This window comes from Rhizobium sp. BK529, assembly GCF_014194105.1.
Classification (GTDB): Bacteria; Pseudomonadota; Alphaproteobacteria; order Rhizobiales; family Rhizobiaceae; genus Rhizobium.
Window position 1 is genome coordinate 2,080,296 of the sequence record NZ_JACIAU010000001.1, and the last position, 14,492, is coordinate 2,094,787.

General features: G+C 60.0%; 11 protein-coding genes. 6 read left to right on the forward strand and 5 right to left on the reverse strand.

Annotated elements, in window-relative coordinates; genetic code table 11:
• The first annotated feature begins 125 nt into the window (after positions 1 to 125).
• From FHX08_RS10600 to FHX08_RS10615, 4 genes are all read left to right on the forward strand, one after another.
• Positions 126 to 1,517: a multicopper oxidase family protein gene (locus tag FHX08_RS10600; protein WP_132651092.1), complete on the forward strand. Its 1,392-nt coding sequence runs from the start codon at positions 126 to 128 to the stop codon at positions 1,515 to 1,517.
• A 192-nt stretch (positions 1,518 to 1,709) separates the two neighbouring features.
• On the forward strand, positions 1,710 to 2,861 hold the full coding sequence (gene rnd, locus FHX08_RS10605) for a ribonuclease D (protein WP_132651091.1): 1,152 nt from the start codon (positions 1,710 to 1,712) through the stop codon (positions 2,859 to 2,861).
• A 173-nt stretch (positions 2,862 to 3,034) separates the two neighbouring features.
• On the forward strand, positions 3,035 to 4,096 hold the full coding sequence (locus FHX08_RS10610; protein WP_132651090.1) for an adenylate/guanylate cyclase domain-containing protein: 1,062 nt from the start codon (positions 3,035 to 3,037) through the stop codon (positions 4,094 to 4,096).
• Between the two features lie 109 nt (positions 4,097 to 4,205).
• The gene (locus tag FHX08_RS10615) at positions 4,206 to 5,561 is read left to right on the forward strand and encodes an esterase-like activity of phytase family protein (RefSeq protein ID WP_184327174.1); all 1,356 of its coding nucleotides are present in this window, start codon (positions 4,206 to 4,208) and stop codon (positions 5,559 to 5,561) included.
• 92 nt (positions 5,562 to 5,653) lie between these two features.
• On the opposite strand, the gene ppx is transcribed toward FHX08_RS10615, so the two are convergent.
• The 4 genes from ppx to FHX08_RS10635 form a co-directional block, all read right to left on the reverse strand.
• Positions 5,654 to 7,174: an exopolyphosphatase gene (gene ppx, locus FHX08_RS10620; RefSeq protein ID WP_132651088.1), complete on the reverse strand. Its 1,521-nt coding sequence runs from the start codon at positions 7,172 to 7,174 to the stop codon at positions 5,654 to 5,656.
• Positions 7,175 to 7,185: 11 nt separating this feature from the next.
• Positions 7,186 to 9,390: an RNA degradosome polyphosphate kinase gene (locus FHX08_RS10625; RefSeq protein WP_132651087.1), complete on the reverse strand. Its 2,205-nt coding sequence runs from the start codon at positions 9,388 to 9,390 to the stop codon at positions 7,186 to 7,188.
• A gap of 63 nt (positions 9,391 to 9,453) precedes the next feature.
• Complete coding sequence (gene hdaA / locus FHX08_RS10630) at positions 9,454 to 10,167, reverse strand: DnaA regulatory inactivator HdaA (RefSeq protein ID WP_132651086.1); 714 nt, start codon at positions 10,165 to 10,167, stop codon at positions 9,454 to 9,456.
• Positions 10,160 to 11,284: an AI-2E family transporter gene (locus FHX08_RS10635; protein ID WP_132651085.1), complete on the reverse strand. Its 1,125-nt coding sequence runs from the start codon at positions 11,282 to 11,284 to the stop codon at positions 10,160 to 10,162. Before FHX08_RS10635 ends, hdaA begins: the two co-directional genes overlap by 8 nt.
• 224 nt (positions 11,285 to 11,508) lie before the next feature.
• On the opposite strand from FHX08_RS10635, the gene purM reads away from it, so the two are divergent.
• Both purM and purN read left to right on the forward strand, forming a co-directional pair.
• The gene (gene purM / locus FHX08_RS10640) at positions 11,509 to 12,582 is read left to right on the forward strand and encodes a phosphoribosylformylglycinamidine cyclo-ligase (protein ID WP_132651084.1); all 1,074 of its coding nucleotides are present in this window, start codon (positions 11,509 to 11,511) and stop codon (positions 12,580 to 12,582) included.
• Positions 12,579 to 13,244 carry a phosphoribosylglycinamide formyltransferase gene (purN, locus tag FHX08_RS10645; RefSeq protein WP_132651083.1) on the forward strand — a complete coding sequence of 222 codons (666 nt, stop codon included), beginning with the start codon at positions 12,579 to 12,581 and terminating at the stop codon, positions 13,242 to 13,244. Before purM ends, purN begins: the two co-directional genes overlap by 4 nt.
• A gap of 18 nt (positions 13,245 to 13,262) precedes the next feature.
• Here the strand turns inward: purN and FHX08_RS10650 are convergent, their stop codons facing one another.
• A complete protein-coding gene (locus FHX08_RS10650) occupies positions 13,263 to 14,432 on the reverse strand; it encodes an alpha-D-ribose 1-methylphosphonate 5-triphosphate diphosphatase (RefSeq protein ID WP_132651082.1) in 1,170 nt (389 codons plus the stop codon).
• Positions 14,433 to 14,492: the final 60 nt, after the last annotated feature.

Here is a 14,492-nt window from a genome sequence, read left to right on the forward strand (position 1 = left end):
CCGTTTGCGTCAGCGTTTCCTGGAGAGTTGCAGGACTCGCGCTGCGGCAGTTTGGTCGAAGGCGCCATATTGATGATGGGGATGGTCAACTTTAAAAGGAGGCATCATCAAAGACGGAGTTTCCGATGCCCCTGATAACACGCCGCAACCTCATCAAGGCTTCCGCCGTTGCCGGCGCCTATGGTGCAGGCATGGCGATCGCGGGGCGGTTCGGGCTGGCGGAAGCGGCGCCCGAGCCACGTATATTGGCGGCGCGAAAGACCGAAGCGCAGATCATCGAAGGTCCACCGACCCGGGACATCATGACCTGGGGCGACGGAGGCCTGCCGCCCATTCTCAGAATGCCGCGAGGAAAGCCCTATGCGGCGAGGCTGAGCAACAATCTCGACGAGCCGACGACGATCCACTGGCACGGCCTGCGCATCGACAACAAGATGGACGGCGTGCCTTTCATCACCCAGCCCTATGTCTATACGGGCGACAATTTCGACTATGTCTTCACACCGCCGGATGCCGGCACCTTCTGGTATCATCCGCACTGCAACACGCTGACCCAGATGGGTCATGGCATGACGGGCGTGCTCGTGGTGGAAGATCCATCCGATCCGGTTTTCGACGCGGAAGTCGTGCTCAACCTGCGCGACTGGCGGCTCGGCAGTGACGGACAATTCATCGCGCCCTTCCGCCCGCGCGATGCAGCCAAGGCCGGCACATATGGCACGATACGCACTGCAAACTGGCAGCAGGAGCCGAAATACGATGCGCCGGCCGGTGGGCTCATCCGCCTGCGCATCGTCGTCACTGACGTGACCCGCATCTTCTCGCTGAAGATGGAGGGCGCCGATGCGACCGTCATCGCCATCGACGGCAATCCGGTGCCGAAGCGCTTCCCGCTGGACCTCCTGCAGATCGGACCGGGGCAGCGGCTCGATCTTGCCGTTCGCATGCCTGACGGCGAAGGTGCGGTTGCAACGCTGGAAGACATTCGCGGCACGACACCCAAAGTGATCGCGAGTCTGCGCGCCACCGGGCAATCATTGAAGCGCGACATCGGCGATCTCGGCGCGCTTGCAGAAAATCCGGTGCCGAAGGCCGATCTCTCGTCTGCGGAAGCAATCCCACTTGTGCTATCCGCGACCGCAGAGAACGCCGCCGTCGAAAGCATCTGCGGCACGCTCGGCTACAGCTTCTGGGCCATCAACAAGGTGCCGTGGCCGGGCGACACATCGGATCCGACCGCGCCGCTCGCAGAGCTCAAGCTCGGCAAGAGCTACGTCTTCAATCTGGAAAACGTCACGCCGCACGCCCACCCGATCCATCTGCACGGCATGAGCTTCACCGTCATCTCCTCCTCGACGCGGGAAGTCGTGCCGCTCGTTTCCGATACCTATCTCGTACAACCGGATGAGAAGGTGCAGCTCGCTTTCGTCGCCGACAATCCCGGCGACTGGGTGCTGCATTGCCATATCATCGAGCATCAGAAGACGGGCATGACGAGTTACGTTCGCGTGGTTTGATCTGATGTCGGCGATAGTCGCCATCGGCGGATGGGTTGCCATGCTTGCCAATGAACGCGGCAACCGCAGAAAACATCGCCTGCATCCCGGCGAATAAAGCTTCACCAAGGCTAAGGCTGCTCACTGTATTGACATATCTCTTCGAAAGAGGAAGGAAGGTTCAACCGACCTTTTCCTTGCGAATGAACTGATATGATCGAAACCACCGCCGATCTGGCGGCCGCCTGCAAAGAGCTGGCCAAGTCCGATTTCATTACCATCGATACCGAATTCCTGCGGGAAACGACCTTCTGGCCGGAATTGTGCCTGATCCAGATGGCAAGCCCGACAGTCGAGGTACTGGTCGATCCGCTGGCGAAGGATCTCGATCTTTCGCCCTTCTTCGAACTAATGGCCAATCCCAACGTGCTGAAAGTGTTTCATGCGGCACGGCAGGATATCGAAATTATCTTCAATCGCGGCAATCTGATCCCTCACCCGATCTTCGACACGCAGGTCGCCGCCATGGTCTGCGGCTTCGGCGACAGCGTTTCCTACGATCAGCTCATCAGCCGTACGAAGAACGTTCATATCGACAAATCCTCGCGCTTCACGGACTGGAGCCGCCGGCCGCTGTCGGACAAGCAGCTCGAATATGCGCTGGCTGATGTCACGCATCTGCGCGACGCCTATCTTTATCTGAAGGCGGAATTGGAGCGCGAAGGCCGTGCCTCCTGGCTGCGCGAGGAAATGGACGTCCTGGAATCGCGCGAGACCTACGATATCCATCCTGACGACGCCTGGCAGCGGCTGAAGCTGCGCCTGCGCAAGCCGCAGGAGCTGGCCATCCTGAAATATGTGGCCGCCTGGCGCGAGCGCGAGGCGCGGTCGCGAAACGTGCCGCGGTCGCGCGTACTGAAGGACGATGCGATCTACGAAATCGCCCAGCAGCAGCCGAAAGACGCCGAGGCGCTCGGTCGCCTGCGAACCATTCCGAAGGGCTGGGAGCGCTCGGGCGCCGGCACGGCGGTGCTCGAAGCGGTCAATACGGCGCTTGCCCTGCCCCGCTCCGAAATGCCGCAGGTACCGCGTCAGGCGCAACCGCCGGAAGGTGCGGCGGCCGCCGTCGAGCTTCTCAAAGTGCTGCTGAAACTGATCTCCGAAAAGCATGGTGTCGCGCCCAAGGTGATTGCCAACAGCGACGACCTGGACAAGATTGCGGCCGAGGGTGAGAAAGCCGATGTCGGGGCGATGCATGGCTGGCGCCGCGATCTTTTCGGCGAGCCAGCGCTGCAGCTCATTCGGGGCGAGATCGCTCTGCGTTTTGCCGGCCGCAAGGTCGAGACGGTCGCCCTGCCTGTCTAAAGCGCATCGCGATCTTTCAGATCCTCTTGCCAGGCTTTGAGCCTCTGTTTCGCCATATCATTATCGCAAGACCGCGGCAGACTTTGCGCGACATGTTCTAAATTCGAAATCGCTTGACCACTGCCCAGCGCCGGAAACAATAGCCGGATGAAGTGCTTCGGCGAAAGGGCGGAATGAGAGAGATATCCCCGACGCAGAACTGGATCCTGATTACGCTCGTCCTGGCGCTCAGCGGCGTGGTCTACGATCTCTATTTCTTTACAGGCCAGACGCCCGTCATCGGAGCGATCTTTGCGCTTTTCATCGGCATGCCCATCATCGCCTTCGAGCGTATGGTGTTTCTGCGCGGCCTCTACCGGCGCATTCAGAAGTTGCCAACACTTCTCTTCATCGCCTCAGAACTCGTCATCTACGAAATCCTGATGAGTATCGGCTTTGCAGCGGCGGGTTTGCTCCTTGCGCTGATTGGCGTGCTGAAGCCGCCGGAGATGATCCATGTGCTGATCATGCCGTTTGACGTCTTCCTCTATGCACTTGTGGTCTGCGCCACGATTATCTTCCTGCTCAGGGTGCGCGAGTTGCTGGGGCGCGAGGTCTTCATCAGCATGATCGTCAGCCGCTACCGAAATCCGGTCAAGGAAGAGCGGGTCTTTCTCTTCATCGATCTTGCCGAGTCCACCGCCTTTGCGGAAAAGCACGGGGATCTCAGAGCGCAGCAGCTTCTGAGCTCGCTGTTTGCCGCCTTCGCCGAGCCGGTGCGGCGCCACAAGGGCATGATCAACGACTATGTCGGCGATGCGGCGATCATCACTTGGCCGCTGGAGCGCGGCATCCGGAATGCGTCCTGCGTTCGCTGCCTTTTCGATATCCTGGCGGATATCGAAGCCAACGCCGCAAGCTGGAAGAAGAGCTATGGCCATGTACCAAAACTCAGGGCCGCTCTTCATGGCGGCAGCGTCATTACGGCTGAAGTCGGCGTCGACCATCACAAGATCAGTTTCTTCGGCGATACGGTGAACACCACGGCGCGGCTGGAATCGCTTTGCCGGACCCTGAACAGGCCGGTGCTGATCTCTGCCGACCTTGCAGAGCGCATGACGCTGCCCGAGGAGATCGTCAGCGAAAACCTTGGCAATCACGCTGTCCGAGGACGCGGCCAGGGGTTGGATGTCGTCGCCCTTTCCTCGCGCGCAGTGACCGTTCTCAACCAGGCTGTAACGCTGCGGCGCGGTTGAATTGCGGCTTTGTGCACACGTCACCAAAGCTTCACCCAATCGTCAATTTAGCGACATGAATGCCCTGCTAAGCGGATGGCGCTTTTGCACTCCGTTCTATGGGGACATCATGAAGAACGTTCTTTTTGCTTCCGTATCCATTTTCATGCTCGCCGCAGGCTCTGCCTCTGCCGACCAGCAGCTCTTCCCGGCAAAGCTGACCAGCCAGGCGATCCTGCCTGCCAACACGATCGTTCCGGCTCCGGCCGACGCGCCGGCTTTTCTCAAGACCTCCGGAAAGTTCACCACGCCGGACCGCAAGCGCACCGACAAGCTCGGTACGGTTGACGGCAAGGACGGCGCCCGTGTGACCGACGTCAAACTGCCGCTCGACGGCCAGCCAATCCAGGGTTTTTCCGGCATCAAGACCATGCCTGACGGCACGTTCTGGACACTCTCCGACAACGGTTTCGGCGGCAAGACCAACTCCATCGACTCCATGCTCTTCCTGCATCAGCTGAAGTTCGACTGGAATGCCAACAAGGTTGACGTCGTCAAGAACGTCTTCCTCTCCGACCCGAACAAGATCGCTCCCTTCCCGATCGTTGCGGAAGCATCCGATACCCGTTACCTCACCGGTTCCGATTTCGACATCGAATCCGTGCAGCCGGTTGCCGATGGCTTTTGGCTGGGCGATGAATTCGGTCCGTACCTGCTGAAGATCGACACCGAAGGCCACCTGACGGACGTCATTCCGACCACACTCGACGGCAAGCCGGTCATGTCTCCCGATAACGCGCTGCTGCAACTGCCGGCCAACCCGGCTGCCAAGATGCCGGCCTTCAACCTGAAGCGCTCCGGCGGCTTCGAAGGCCTTGCCATGTCGAAGGACGGCTCCAAGCTCTACGGCCTGCTCGAAGGCGCCATCTACGTTGACGGCCAGATGGAAACGGTTGACGGTCACACCGCCATCCGTGTCATCGAATTCGACGTCGCTTCCAAGAAGTGGACCGGCCGCAGCTGGTTCTATCCGTTCGAAGACAAGGGTGCTTCAATTGGCGACTTCAACATGCTCGACGATTCCACCGCTCTCGTCATCGAGCGCGACAATGGCGCGGGCACGAAGGATAAGGCTTGCGCCGATCCCAAGCAGCCGAAGCCGGACTGCTTCGAAGCTCCAGCGGAACTGAAGCGCGTCTACAAGATCGAATTCAACGATGCCAACGTCGGCAAGGCCGTTCGCAAGATCGGCTACATCGATCTCCTGAACATCCAGGATCCGGACAACAAGAAGAAGGCCGGCGATATCCCTGGTGTCTACAACATGCCGTTCGTGACGATCGAAAACGTCGATCGCGTCGACGCCACGCACATCATCATCGGCAACGACAACAACCTGCCGTTCTCGGCCGGCCGCACTGTCGACAAGGCTGACAACAACGAGTTCAGCATTCTCGAAGTCGGCGAGTTCCTGAACGCGAAGTAATTCGCAGTCCGGTGTGAAATGAGAGGGCGGTGCAAAAGCGCCGCCCTTTTTGTGCCGGTACTGTGTATCGGTCCGCCTTTGCTGAAACAGGCCTATTCGAAGCGGAACGCCAGCCGCTTATTCGTCAGTCTCGCCAATTGCTGGAGGCGGCCCTCCAGCCGCTCGCCGGCGAAATCGTGATATTCGTGCGGGACGACGAATTCCAGATCGAGATCCGGGGACGAAGCCTTGCGGAAGGTGAGGTTGCGCACGATGCCCGGCATCGAAGCCGAGAAGAGATAGACGACGCGCAGCATGCCGCCGAGCAGCTTAGCGCGTTCGACGAATTGCGGGCCGGCGATGGAAGCGAGCGGCGCCGTAGAGCCGTCGTCATGCAACCCTTCGAAGCGGTAGTAATTCGTCAGCGCGATGAAGGCGCGGCCGGGATGGCTGATGCCGACAAAGGAAGAATGGGCGATGATGTTCAGCGCCTGAGCGCCACGATAATCAGGATGGGCGCGCCAGCTGATATCGGCAAGCAGGCAGGCGGCCTGACGATAACGACTTTCCTCGTCGGTTTCCTGAACTCCGAAGAAGGGCATCATGCGACCGGTCCATTCGGCGAGTTCGCGAGCATGTTCCGGCGAGCGGGCGCGCAGGATGGCAAGCTCGCCGGCAGCAGCCAGCAGCGGATCGGTGCGGCGTTCGGATTCGGAAAGCAACGAATAGAGATAACCTTCGCGAACACCTTGTGCGGAGAAGGAGATCACCGAAGGCTTCATGGCGTTCAGCACTTCCTTCATGGCGATGGCGCCGAAGGGCAACAGCGAACGACGATGCTTGGACACCGCCTGAAGGGCCGGCTCCTTGGAATCTCTGGCCGTGACGACCTGATCGAGGAACTGCGTCATTCCTTCGAGGGAAACCTCGTAACCCTGCATCATGTGCAGCGGATAATGGGTGATCTCCATGTGCAGCTTGGCAATGTTTCGCCAGGTACCGCCGACCGCATAGAAGACGCGCCCTTCCCCCTTTGAGAGAAGCTTAGCGGTCTTGACCTGTTTGCGAGCAAAGGCGCGCGCCTTGGAGAGGGAGCCGCCAGCATATTCGGAGAGGCGCAGGCCGCCGAGCGGCAGGGTGATGCCACCGCTCGTATCCTTGCCCTTGATATCGATCAGTTCCAGAGATCCACCGCCGAGGTCGCCGGCAATGCCATCGGGGTTGTAGAAACCGCTGATAACGCCGAGCGACGCAAAGCGCGCCTCTTCCTCACCGGACAATATGCGAACGTGGCGCTGCAGGATCGTCTCGGCCTGATGGATGAAATCGGGGCCGTTGCTCGCCTCACGCGCCGCAGCCGTCGCCAGCACATACATGGTGGCAGCGCGTGCCTGGTCGGAGAGAGCCTTGAACCGATGAAGGGCCTGAAGCGCCCGTGCGACGCTTTCCTCATCCATCTTGCCGGTGAGAGCTATGCCCTTGCCGAGGCCACAGAGGACCTTTTCGTTAAAGAGAATGGTCGGAGAACGAGATAAGCCTTCGTAGACGACCAGACGGATGGAGTTCGATCCGATATCGACAACGGAGACCGGGGCGATACCCGGAAGTCGCCCCTGGGCTTCTGATTCAACCATACAGGTCCAGTTTATTTGTTGTTCCGGCCTTCAAGCAGACCAGCGATCAGCTTTGGCGCACTCGATTTCAGAGCTTCACCGCGGCCGGACAGGCTGGGATTGGTCATGAAATATTGCTGCGCGTTAAAAGGTTCTTCGCCCTTGCGCACTTCCATGCGCCGTGACGTACCGTCGGGCAATATCTCGTAGCTTTGTTGATTGTCAATCACGTTCCCGAGCATAATCTGTGACAAAACCTGCTCGTGGACAGTCGGATTCGTCAGCGGAACAAGGGTTTCGACGCGGCGATCGAGGTTTCTCGGCATCATGTCGGCCGAGCCGATATAGACCAGAGCCTTGTCGGACGGCAGGCCGTAACCGTTACCAAAGCAGAAGATGCGGCTGTGTTCGAGGAAACGGCCGACGATTGATTTCACGCGGATATTGTCGGAGAGACCCGGAACCTGCGGACGCAGGCAGCAGATGCCGCGAACGACGAGATCGATCTCGACGCCGGCGCGGCTCGCGGTATAGAGCGCGTCGATGATGTCGGGATCGACAAGCGCGTTCATCTTCATCCAGATCGACGCCGGACGACCGTTGCGGGCATGCTCGATTTCTTCGTTGATGTGTCGAAGGATCCGCGAGCGCAGCGTATAAGGCGAAACGGCAAGCTTCATGCCTTCTTCCGGCTCACCGTAACCGGTGATGAAATTGAAGATGTTCGCCATGTCGTGAGCGATCACAGGATTGCACGTGAAGAAGGACAGGTCGGTATAAATCTTCGCGGTGATCGGATGATAGTTGCCTGTGCCGAGATGGCAGTAGCTGCGCAGCTTGCCCTCTTCGCGGCGCACGACCAGCGACATCTTGGCGTGGGTCTTCAGTTCGATGAAGCCGAAGACGACCTGCACGCCGGCGCGCTCCAGATCGCGTGCCCAGCGGATATTGGCCTCTTCGTCGAAGCGAGCCTTCAGCTCGACCAGTGCCGTTACCGACTTGCCGGCCTCGGCGGCGTCGATCAGGGCGCGCACGATCGGGCTATCATTAGAGGTGCGGTAGAGGGTCTGCTTTATCGCCAGAACGTCAGGATCGCGCGCAGCCTGGAGAAGGAATTGGACCACCACGTCGAAAGACTCGTAGGGATGATGGACCACCATGTCCTTTTCGCGGATGGCGGCGAAGCAATCACCGGCGTGTTCACGGACACGTTCTGGAAATCGCGCATTGTAGGGCGGAAAGCGCAGGTCGTCGCGTGGCGCCTTGGTGATTTCGGAGAGCGTATTGAGCGCCAGCAGGCCGGGCAGAACGGCAACACGGTTATCCGGAATGCTCAGCGCCTGGACCACGAACTGGCGCAGCGAGGCGGGCATTTCGGAATCAGTCTCGATGCGGATGACCTTGCCGCGACGGCGGCGCTTCAGCGCGGTTTCGAAGAAGCGGACGAGATCTTCGGCCTCTTCCTCAACTTCGATATCGCTGTCTCTGATGACGCGGAAGGTACCCGACCCTTGGACCTCATAGCCGGGATAGAGCCGGTGGATGAAGATATTGGCAACATCTTCCAGTGTGATGTAGCGGATCGTGTTGCGGTCGTCCGGCAGGCGGATGAAGCGGTCGAGCGCCGGCGGCAGGCGCAGCAGTGCCGTCATCGGCTCGCGGCCATTGCGGCTCACGAGTTGCAAGCCGATCGAGAAGCCGAGATTCGGAATGAACGGGAACGGATGGGCAGGGTCGATGGACAGCGGCGTCAGAACCGGGAAGATCGACTGCTCGAACTCGTTCGCCAGCCACTGGCGATCGGCATCGCTCAGCGCACCCGGACGCACGATCAGGATATCTTCTTTGGCGAGGTATTGCTGCAGCACGGCAAGCGAGGCCTGCTGCTCCATCTGCAGGTGATCGATCTCGCTCAGGATCGAATCCAGCTGTTCGGCCGGCGTGCGGCCGTCGGGGCTCTTGACCAAGATGCTCTGGCGCACCTGCCCTTCGAGGCCGGCGACGCGCACCATGAAGAATTCGTCGAGGTTGGCGGCCGAGATCGACAGAAAACGCACCCGCTCCAGGAGCGGATGCTCGGTGTTCAGCGTCTCCTCGAGGACGCGGCGATTGAACTGCAGCCAGGAGAATTCGCGGTTGATGAAGCGCTCAGGGCTGGACAGCAGCTGTTCCAGCGGCGGCAGGTCTGCACTGTTGTCCGGGGTGGATTCCTGATGTTCCTGATATGCACTATCCATGATCCACACCCTGCTTTTATCCGCCTCGGCGAATATATCAGTTTCACGACGGAACTGTGACAGTCAATCGCTCGAGCCGGAATTGCCCAACTCATTCAATACTTCGGCGGCAAGCGAACGAGTGATCCCCGTGCCTCTGGAAAGCGCAAGCCTATCAAGCCTTTCGACAATCGTTTGGGCGGCGTTGAGCGAGCGCTCCATGCGGTTGACGATATAAAGGACGAGTTTGTCATCTATATAAAGCTGGCGGTCGGCAAAGAGCTTGACGATGACCTGTGACAGCAATTCTTCGTCCGGCTCACCGATCTCGACAACCGTTGCAGCCTTCAGGCGCGAGCGCAGATCAGGCAGCATGACCGGCCAGGACATCGGCCAGAGACGGCTCGTCATCAGCAGGCTGGTGCCGTTTTCCCGCACGCTGTTGATGACGTGGAAGAGCTTTACGTCGTCGAAGCCCACACGATCGACATCCTCGAAAAGCACGGGACCACTCGCGGCCACGACTGCGGCATCGGAGCCATCTGTGGGATGGATGATTTCCGCCCCGCTCAAATCCTTCCAGATGCCGGCGAGATGCGACTTGCCGGAGCCGACGGGACCGGCAAGAATGACGACCGGCGACGGCCAATTCGGCCAGGCATCGACGATCGAAACCGCGGCAGCGAGGCGCTCCGAGATCAGGAGATCGTCGCGGCCGGTTGCGGCGTCATGCGAAAAGGCCAGGGGAAGCTGTTCTCCGGCCTTGCGCTTCGGATCAGCGTTCTTCACGTCATTCATCGGAAACAGATTTCGTCTTCCCGGCACGGCCGCCCGGCGACCTGCCATAGTAGAGATCGCTTTGAAGGTAGCGCGAAAGCGCGAAGCGGACAAGGACGCCGACGGCCGCGGCGGCGGGTACGGCAACCAGCAGACCGACGAAACCGAACAGCGCACCGAAGGCAAAGAGCGCAAACATCAGCCATACGGGGTGCAGCCCGACGCTGGAGCCGACGAGCTTCGGCTGCAGGATGTTGCCTTCCAGGAACTGGCCGGAAAAGAAGACCGCGAGAACGGCGACGATCCAGATATAGTCGGGCCAGAATTGGACGATCGCCACGCCGACGGCAAGGACGAGTCCAACCAACGAGCCGACATAGGGGATGAAGCTGATCATGCCAGAGAAGAGGCCGATGAGCAGGCCGAAGTTCAGGCCGACGATCGAGAGACCCGCCGCGTAATAAATGCCGAGGATAAGGCAGAGCGAACCCTGCCCGCGGATGAAGCCGGCAATCGCCTGATCCATTTCTGTGGCGATCTGACGAACGTCTTTCACGTAATTGCGCGGCACCCACTCATCGACCTTGGCAACCATGCGGTCCCAATCAAGCAGGATATAGAAGGCGACGACTGGTGTGACGATGAGCAGCGAGATGACGTCGACGATCGCCTTGCCGGAGTTCCAGATCTGCGAGAAGAGCCCGGTCAGGAAGCCCATCCCTTCCGACAGAATGGTCGAGAAATTGTTCTTGATGGTCCCGAGTTGGCTCTTGATCCAGCCGGGCAGCACAGAATCCTGGTAATGGGCGATGAATTCCTGAAGCTGGCTGATATAACCCGGCACGCGCTGGGCAAAATCGTTGAACTGGTTGATGAGAACCGGGATCAAGATCACCAGCGCCAGCGCAAAGACGATGACGAAGGCAACCAGAATCACGATGGTCGCCATCAGCCGGCTCAAGCCGAGGCGCTCCAGTCTGTCCGCTATGGGATCGAGAAAATAGGCGATTGACATGCCGGCGATGAACGGCAGCAGGATCGAGCTGAAAATATAGAGGAAGGCGATGAAGATGAGCAGAACCGCCACCCAGAAGATGACCTGGCGCTTCAGTATCGTTCCGCTGACCTGTTGTGGCATCGCTTCCCCGCTGACCGCACGCCCTGCCCGTGCGCATCCAGCACATAGGATGGAGGCGCAAAGATGGTCAACCCTGTTGCACCAAATCCGGAAAGCGTACGGGGATTAGCTGGAAAATGGGGGCTTTTCCCTTGCAACGCTTGCATAAAGCGCACTCTCATGCAATTGCGACCGGCATGTGACGCGGTCTTTTATCCGCAGCTTCAAATCCTCCGGAGATCATCATGAGCCAGTCTGGAAAAAACGGCCTGACCTATAGCGATGCAGGCGTCGACATCGATGCCGGCAACCTGATGGTGGAGAAGATCAAGCCAGCCGTGCGTTCGACGCGCCGCCCGGGCGCGGACGGCGAGATCGGCGGCTTTGGCGGCCTCTTCGACCTCAAGGCTGCGGGCTTCACCGATCCGGTTCTCGTTGCGGCCAATGACGGCGTCGGCACCAAGCTGAAGATCGCCATCGACGCTGATTATCACGACACAGTCGGCATCGACCTCGTTGCCATGTGCGTTAACGATCTGGTCGTGCAGGGCGCTGAGCCGCTCTTCTTCCTCGACTATTTCGCGACCGGTAAGCTCGATCCGGATCAGGGTGCTGCCATTGTCGGCGGTATCGCTGCCGGCTGCCGCGAGGCAGGCTGCGCTCTGATCGGCGGAGAAACGGCTGAAATGCCGGGCATGTATTCTTCCGGCGATTATGACCTCGCCGGCTTCGCAGTGGGTGCTGCCGAGCGCGGCAAGCTGCTGCCGTCTGGCGATATTGCCGAGGGTGACGTCATCCTTGGCCTTTCCTCCTCTGGCGTTCACTCCAACGGTTTTTCGCTGGTGCGCAAGATCGTTGCGCTTTCCGGCCTCGGCTGGGATGCGCCGGCCCCTTTTGCCGAAGGCAAGAAGCTTGGTGAGGCGCTGCTGATGCCGACCCGCATCTATGTGAAGCCGCTCCTGAAGGCGATCCGCGAGACCGGTGCGCTGAAGGCGCTCGCCCACATCACCGGCGGCGGTTTCCCGGAAAATATTCCACGCGTGCTGCCGAAGCATCTTGCCGCCGAGATCGATCTTGCCGCCGTCAATGTGTCGCCGGTCTTCTCGTGGCTTGCCAAGACAGGCGGCGTCGAGGCGAAGGAGATGCTGCGCACCTTCAACTGCGGCATCGGAATGATCGTTGTGGTCGCGCAAGAAAATGCCGCCGCCGTCTCCAAGGTGCTCGAAGCAGAAGGCGAGACAGTCGTCACGCTCGGCCGCATGGTCGCCCGCGCCGAAGGCGAAGCCGGCACGATCTACAAGGGCACGCTCGCCCTATGAATTCGCCGCGCAAACGCACCGTCGTCTTCATTTCCGGCAGCGGCTCCAACATGATGGCGTTGGTGCAGGCGGCAAAATCGGCCGATTATCCGGCCGAGATCGTCGGCGTGATCTCTGACAAGGCGGATGCGGGCGGGCTTGCCAAGGCGGCTGCCGAGGGTATCCCGACCTTCGCCTTCGTGCGCAAGGATTATGCGAACAAGGACGAGCACGAGGCGGCAATCCTTGCCGCGCTCGATGAGCTTTCGCCGGATATTATCTGCCTCGCCGGCTATATGCGCCTCCTGTCAGGCGCCTTCATCCAGCGCCACGAAGGCCGGATCATCAATATCCACCCTTCCCTGCTGCCGCTCTTTCCGGGGCTGCATACGCATCAGCGGGCGATCGACGCCGGCATGCGGATTGCCGGCTGCACCGTGCATTTCGTCACCGAAGGCATGGATGAAGGCCCAGTCATCGGCCAGGCCGCCGTGCCTATACTTGCGGGCGACACCGCCGAGGTGCTGGCAGGACGCATACTGACCGTCGAACATCAGCTTTATCCGCAGGCGCTCAAGCTCTTTGCCGAAGGCAAGGTGAAGATGGAAGGCCGGAAGGCCGTCGGAACGACAGCTTCCGCCACCGCCCCCAAATCGCAGCTTATTTCGCTGATCGGCGGCTAAAGCAGAAATGTTCTGACTTCAGGCCGCAAGAGCCTGAAGTGGATGCAGCGTACCATCGCTATAGACGAACTGGCCGCCGCGGAAAGTGGCGCGGATGCGATGGACATCGCCCGGCTCGATGACAACGAGATCGGCACGCTGGCCGATTTCGATCTCGCCGCGGTCCATCAGGCCAGCTGAACGGGCGGCATTCGACGTGGCCATGGCGACGGCAGCGGGAAGACCGCCTTCGACCATTTCCGCCAGCTTGAAGATGCCGGGTACGAATGCAGCCGGATGGTAATCGGCAGCAATCACCGTCAGCAGGCCGGCCTTAGCGGCATCGAGCGCGCTCAGATTGCCGGACATGGATTTGCCCCGCAGCGCATTCGGCGCGCCCATCAGGGTCCAAAGGCCGCGGCGGCGAGCTTCTTCGGCAGCCGGCAGCGTGACCGGGAACTCGCTGATGGTGACGCCGAGATCGAACATTTCGGCGACCTTCTCGACACTGTCATCATCGTGCGAGGCGAGCGACAGGCCATGCTTCTTGGCGAGCGCCACGATATCCTTCAGCTTGGCCTCGATCTCGGGATTGTCGCGCATGGCAATACGCTGGGCGACGATCTCTGCAGCCATTTCCTCCGATACGGCGCGGCGTTCGGAAATGCTCAGGATATAGCTCTTGATGTCGTTATACTGGCCCTGCCCCGGCGTGTGGTCCGTCAGCGAGACCATATTGATATGGCCGGCTTCCAGCAGGCGCTCCAGCGCCGGGGCTGCGCCGGTATTGGTGATTTCGTAGCGGGCATGGACGCGATGATCGATCAGCAGATTGTCGCGCAGCGTGTTGATGCCCTCGATGACCGCTGAGGTCGTCTCCAGCGAACGGACATGGCCGTAGACACTTTCCGTCGCGAAGGAGACGGCGGCAAAAGCTGTCGTGACGCCAGCAGCGGCAAGCTTCTTGTCGAGTTCGTGGATGCCGAAGTCGATCGGCATATGGGCGTTCGGGCGCGGGGCGATTTCCCGTTCGATCATATCTCCATGCAGATCGACGAAACCCGGCATCAGCAGACGCCCTCCGCCATCGATAACGGCGTTGGCAACCGGCTCCGGCCTGATTTCGGCGATCAAGCCGTCTTCAATCCGCACAGAACCTTCATTCACCACCTCGTTGGGCAAAACGAGGGTGAAATTACCGAGCCACATGGGCTTTCTCCTGACCGCATCTGATGATTGTTAAGGGGCAGCGCTTAGTCTCGCTTCGTG

Coding starts and splice junctions, on each gene's coding strand:
- FHX08_RS10600 (WP_132651092.1), top strand. CDS start 126: ATGCCCCTGATAACACGCCGCAACCTCATCAAGGCTTCCGCCGTTGCC.
- rnd (WP_132651091.1), top strand. CDS start 1,710: ATGATCGAAACCACCGCCGATCTGGCGGCCGCCTGCAAAGAGCTGGCC.
- FHX08_RS10650 (WP_132651082.1), bottom strand. CDS start 14,432: ATGTGGCTCGGTAATTTCACCCTCGTTTTGCCCAACGAGGTGGTGAAT.
- FHX08_RS10610 (WP_132651090.1), top strand. CDS start 3,035: ATGAGAGAGATATCCCCGACGCAGAACTGGATCCTGATTACGCTCGTC.
- purN (WP_132651083.1), top strand. CDS start 12,579: ATGAATTCGCCGCGCAAACGCACCGTCGTCTTCATTTCCGGCAGCGGC.
- purM (WP_132651084.1), top strand. CDS start 11,509: ATGAGCCAGTCTGGAAAAAACGGCCTGACCTATAGCGATGCAGGCGTC.
- ppx (WP_132651088.1), bottom strand. CDS start 7,174: ATGGTTGAATCAGAAGCCCAGGGGCGACTTCCGGGTATCGCCCCGGTC.
- FHX08_RS10635 (WP_132651085.1), bottom strand. CDS start 11,284: ATGCCACAACAGGTCAGCGGAACGATACTGAAGCGCCAGGTCATCTTC.
- hdaA (WP_132651086.1), bottom strand. CDS start 10,167: ATGAATGACGTGAAGAACGCTGATCCGAAGCGCAAGGCCGGAGAACAG.
- FHX08_RS10615 (WP_184327174.1), top strand. CDS start 4,206: ATGAAGAACGTTCTTTTTGCTTCCGTATCCATTTTCATGCTCGCCGCA.
- FHX08_RS10625 (WP_132651087.1), bottom strand. CDS start 9,390: ATGGATAGTGCATATCAGGAACATCAGGAATCCACCCCGGACAACAGT.